Source organism: Microvirga tunisiensis, assembly GCF_009296175.1.
Taxonomy (GTDB): domain Bacteria; phylum Pseudomonadota; class Alphaproteobacteria; order Rhizobiales; family Beijerinckiaceae; genus Microvirga; species Microvirga tunisiensis.
The window spans coordinates 1-4,617 of record NZ_VOSK01000426.1 but is presented as its reverse complement, the minus strand read 5'-3'; the positions used below and the strand labels follow the sequence as shown (position 1 = coordinate 4,617).

At 65.3% G+C, this 4,617-nt stretch carries 4 protein-coding genes; all 4 read right to left on the bottom strand.

Annotation, left to right across the window (positions count from 1 at the left end):
- Window positions 1–1,744, bottom strand: a 1,744-nt coding sequence (locus FS320_RS38450) for an AAA family ATPase (protein ID WP_162003518.1), incomplete at its 3' end; no start/stop codon positions are given.
- Window positions 1,745–1,984: 240 nt separating this feature from the next.
- Window positions 1,985–3,187, bottom strand: a complete 1,203-nt coding sequence (locus tag FS320_RS38440) for an ABC transporter substrate-binding protein (RefSeq protein WP_244627657.1) — start codon at window positions 3,185–3,187, stop codon at window positions 1,985–1,987.
- Window positions 3,188–3,366: 179 nt separating this feature from the next.
- The gene (locus tag FS320_RS38435) at window positions 3,367–4,155 is read right to left on the bottom strand and encodes a hypothetical protein (RefSeq protein WP_152717563.1); all 789 of its coding nucleotides are present in this window, start codon (window positions 4,153–4,155) and stop codon (window positions 3,367–3,369) included.
- 202 nt (window positions 4,156–4,357) lie between these two features.
- A partial coding sequence (locus tag FS320_RS38430; RefSeq protein WP_338105653.1) for a hypothetical protein occupies window positions 4,358–4,617 on the bottom strand: 260 nt, incomplete at its 5' end.

Below are 4,617 nucleotides of genomic sequence, written 5' to 3'. Positions count from 1 at the left end.
TGAGCAAGGCGTGCAGCGTAGCCGGGATGGCGAGCGCCGGCAGTGGGGCTGCGGACAAAGTGCCGATAGCACCATTGTCATGCGCGTCCGCTTCCAGCACCGCCTTCGTCAACTCCTCGACAAAGAGGGGCACGCCATCGGCTCGCTCGACGATCTCGTCCACGATGTCACCGGGGAGCGCCGACTTGCTGCCCGCGACTCGCTTGACCAGTGCCGCGCCGTCGCGGCCGTCCAACCGATTGAGCGTCACAGTCGTCACGTGCGGCTGGCCGGTCCACGGTGGCGCGAACTCGGGACGGAAGGTGGCAAGGAGCAGCAACGGCAGGTGCCTGATCCGCTCGATGATGAGGTCCAGCAGCTCGTGCGAGGTTGGGTCGATCCAGTGGACATCCTCGAAGATCATCAGCACGGGGTGTCCCTGAACCAAGGCTTCGAGCTGCCGGAGCAGCACCTCGAACGTCTTCTCCTTTTTGCGCTGTGGTGTGAAGGCGTGTGGCGGATAGCGATCTATCACAGGCAGGGACAGTAGTTCGGCCACGAGCGCCACGTCATGGTCCAGGGGTGAGGTTTGCGAAAGCAAGGTGTCGAGCTTCTCCAGCCTGATCACGGGCGTGTCATCGCGGCTAAAACCGGCTGCCCTTTCGAGCTGCTCAAGGATCGGATGCAGCGCGCTGTCTTGGTGATAGGGCGAGCAGAAATACCGCAGACGCGTTTGCGGCTCGCCTTCAATCCGCTCCTGCAAGGCGGCGATCAGACGCGACTTGCCGATGCCCGGCTCGCCCGAGACCAGCACGACCTGACCGTCGCCACTCGTCACCCGCCGCCAGCGCCGGAGCAGCAGCTCAATCTCCTCCTCGCGGCCGACCAGCGGCGTCACCGCCGTCGCTGGATGCAGCGCTTCATATCGGCCTTCGGCTGCGCTCCGGCCGGACACCCGCCACACGCGCACCGGCTCGGCATAGCCTTTCACCTCGAGCGCGCCGAGGTCTTCGTACTCGAACAAGCCGCCGATGAGGCGGTAGGTGCTGGCCGCGACCATCACCGCGTTCGGCTCCGCCAAGGCCTGGAGCCGCGCGGCCAGGTTCGGCGTCTCGCCCACCACGCCGCGCTCTTGCGCTTCGCCCGAGCCGACGAGATCACCGACGATCACGACGCCGGTGGCGATGCCAATGCGAACGTGCAGCGGCGCAACATCGGCCTGCAGGCGGACCCGATGGATCCTGTCGGCAAGCTTCAGTCCGGCCCGCACGGCCCGCTCGGCATCGTCCTCATGCGCCTGAGGGTAGCCGAAGTAGACCAGCACACCGTCGCCCATGTATTTGGCGACAAAGCCGTCATACCGAGCGACAATCTTGGCGACGCGCTTCTGATAGGCGCCAATGATCTCGCGCAGGTCCTCGGGATCGAGCCGTGACGCCAGGGCTGTTGAGCCGACCAGGTCGCAAAACATCACCGTCAGTTGGCGCCGCTCGGCCGAAGTCGTGGGGATCGGGCTTGGGGCCGGTGTCGCATTGGGGGCCGTTAACGATGGGGCGCGCGGTAGGCTCGCCACCGCTTTCAGCAACTTCTTGCGCTGGCCCAGCGAGAAACCGAGCTTCTCCAGGTCCGCCTCGCTCAACTCGGGCAGGATCTCGAGATCGACATCGTGCGCCCGCAAGACGGGCGCGAGCTGCGCTAGGCCTAGCGGTGCCAGCCAGCGCTCCAACTCGTCCACGGCGGCTCCTCGGCCGTTCGGGCCGTTCACGACCTTACCCGAGGGAAGTATAACAGATCGAACGCGCGCTCCGAATGTCTCTCGGTGGGTACGGCATTGCCGAAGGAGCCGCCGCGGCATAGGAGCGGGGGCCGTCTGGCTCGCCGTCGAGGTAGGCGCGGCGGAAATGCTCCCACAGCCGGCTCACGGCCGCTGGGTCAAGACCAGCCACGTAGTCGGCTGCTTGCCCCTGCCGGAAGTCTTCGAAGTCCGCGTAGTCCACGCGGATGGTCAGCGTGGTCTCGTCAATGTCTTGAAAGCCGGCCTCTTGCCACGCAGCGGCAAGAGGCCGGACGCGACATCGGCCGGGTGCAGTTCCGGCCACGCAGCGCATCGGCTTGTGGGTCGAGGTCGGCCGCCGTGTCGAGGATGCTTTCCGCGCCAATAGGGCCGATGAAGTCGAGGAAGGGCTCTGCGAGCCTCTGGCTCCAGCGTCCCATCTGCTGCTCGTAGGCAGCGCCATCGGTGGCCGTGAAGATAGATAGACACCATTGGAGTCCCCGTTGCCGTGCCTGAAGCATAGCGCCGCTGGATCAGCTCGCTGACGAGGACGGTTGAAGGTGATCTTACTCCAGTCCAGCTAATGCGATGAGGCCAATTCCATATGGACCCGATTAATTCGTCAGCCTCAGCGAGGAGCTGTTGTGGGATGTTGAGACCCAGCGCCCGGGCGGTTTTGAGGTTGATGACCAGCTCGAATGTGGTCGGTTGCTGGACCGGCATGTCCGCCGGATTGGCACCCTTGATGATCTTTCCGACGTAAATGCCAACAAGGCGAAAGGCAGCCGTGAGGCTCGATCCATAGCTGATGAGGCCGCCGGCCGCGGCGAACTCGCGCCACGCATCGATCGCCGGAACGGCATGGCGCGATGCCAGCGCCACGAGCTGCTCGCGCTGATTGGAGAGGAACGGATCCGCGCTGACGACGAGCGCGCCGGCGTGCAGCGAGGGCAGAGAGGCAAAGGCATCATCGATCTCGCCTGGGGCGGTGGCCTTCACGATCGGGAGCTGGAGGCCCCTGGCGCGGGCGAAATCCTCAGCGATCGGGATGTTCCGCTTGGTATTCGCAAGGTCCGGGTTCACCAGCAGGGCGATCACTCCAGCCTGCGGAACCAGCTCGGACAGCAGCTCAAGGCGTTTCGGCGTCAACTCGTCAGCGAGCAAGCTGACTCCTGTGGGGTTCCCGCCCGGCCGGGCTAAGCTGGCGACGAAGCCTAACTCGACCGCATCGCCGCCACTCCTGAAGAGGATCGGGATCGTCGAGGTTGCGCCTTTTGCCGCGAGTGCCGTGGGGGAGCCGCCCACGGAGACGATCACGTCGACCTTGCGGCTGACGAGCTCGGCGGCCAAAGCGGGCAGCCGATCATAGTGGCCCTGCGCCCAGCTATGGTCGATCACCACGTTCTGTCCCTCGACATAGCCGGTTTCGCGCAGTCCCTCGAAGAACGCAGGCCCAAACGGGGCAAACCCGCTGGGCGAGCCCGTGCCAAGGATGCCACGACTTCGATTTCGACCTCATGCCGACGCCAAGGCCAACCGGACCTGAGGGGTCAGCCAGGAGATGGGGCATCATCCGGGTCCCAGAAGTGGCCTCCACTTCCGGGATTCATGCTCTAGTAGCACGGCGGATACGGGTAAAAGCCGCACCGGCCATAGCCGTAATAGGGAGCCGCCGCGGCGGCTCCCAACGCAGCTCCGGCGGCAAGTCCAGCCGCTGCCCCGGCACCCGCCCCATACCAGGCGCCGCGATAGACAGGGGCGTGCCAATAGTTGCCGCCACCCCACGCTCCGCCGCGGTAGCCGCCGACATGCACGGCGTCGAAACCGCCTGCGTGGAAGCCACCAAAGCCGCCGGCGTGGAAGCCGCCGAAGCCTCCTGCATGGAACCCACCGCCGCCGAAGCCGCCGAACCGGTCGATGAACAGCGCAGCCGGTCCACTCGATCCGGCGAGGCTTCCTTCCAGCACCACGACATCGAAGGTCAGGTTCCCGCCTTCGAGCTTCGGCGTCTTCAGCGTCACCACGGCGTCGCTGACCTTCGAGCCGTCACCGCCCAGGACGGACACGGTGGCGTTGGGCGGATCCTTGGCGAAGCTGTCCTTGCCCTCGTCCCATTGCATGATGAATTGTGCGGTCATCACGTGACCCGCTGCTCGCACCGGACGATCGGCGAACACGATCGAATTCGGCGCCACGCCGGTCAGGGTCAGCTTGCCGCCTTCCAGCTTCGCGCCCGCCGCGTTCAGCACGGCGAGCGACGGAACCGGCCCCGTGGGCGTGGTCTGGCCGATGGTTTTCTCGAGCGGCACATGAGGTTTGATCGTCGCGTCCTGGGACAGCGCGACCCCTGGCGCGAGCAACAGACCACCGACAAGGATGAGGTTGGAGGCGCGGCGTTTCATGGGCACGGTTCATCTCCTTGGTTGGAACCCACGCCGAACCCGAAGCCGGTCGGACAGGGCTCTTGCGGCATCCCGGCTTCAGGCAGGGACGCCATGTACGCTTGGGCACGCTACACATACGAGCAGGCTCTGCTTGAGGGATGGGCCATCTGCTTGACCAGTCAGGGCATTGCCACCACATGCCGGTGCCGTCGATCCCGCATCAATTGAGCTGCTCTATCCGAGCCGCCATATCGGGTGTGAGGCGCATGCGGTAGGAGGCGTTGCCGCACCTCAGGTTCCACACCACCTCGTCCGGCTTCGAGAGTTGGGCGTCCCGTTGCGCCGTCACAGGCTCATCGCAGCGATGACCCTGCAACCGCAGTTGTGACGCAAGGTCTTCAGGCGGCGTCTCCTGTGCCCAAGCCAAACGACCGCCGGATGCGACGAATGCAACGGCGAATGTCCCAACGAGAAGTCTAT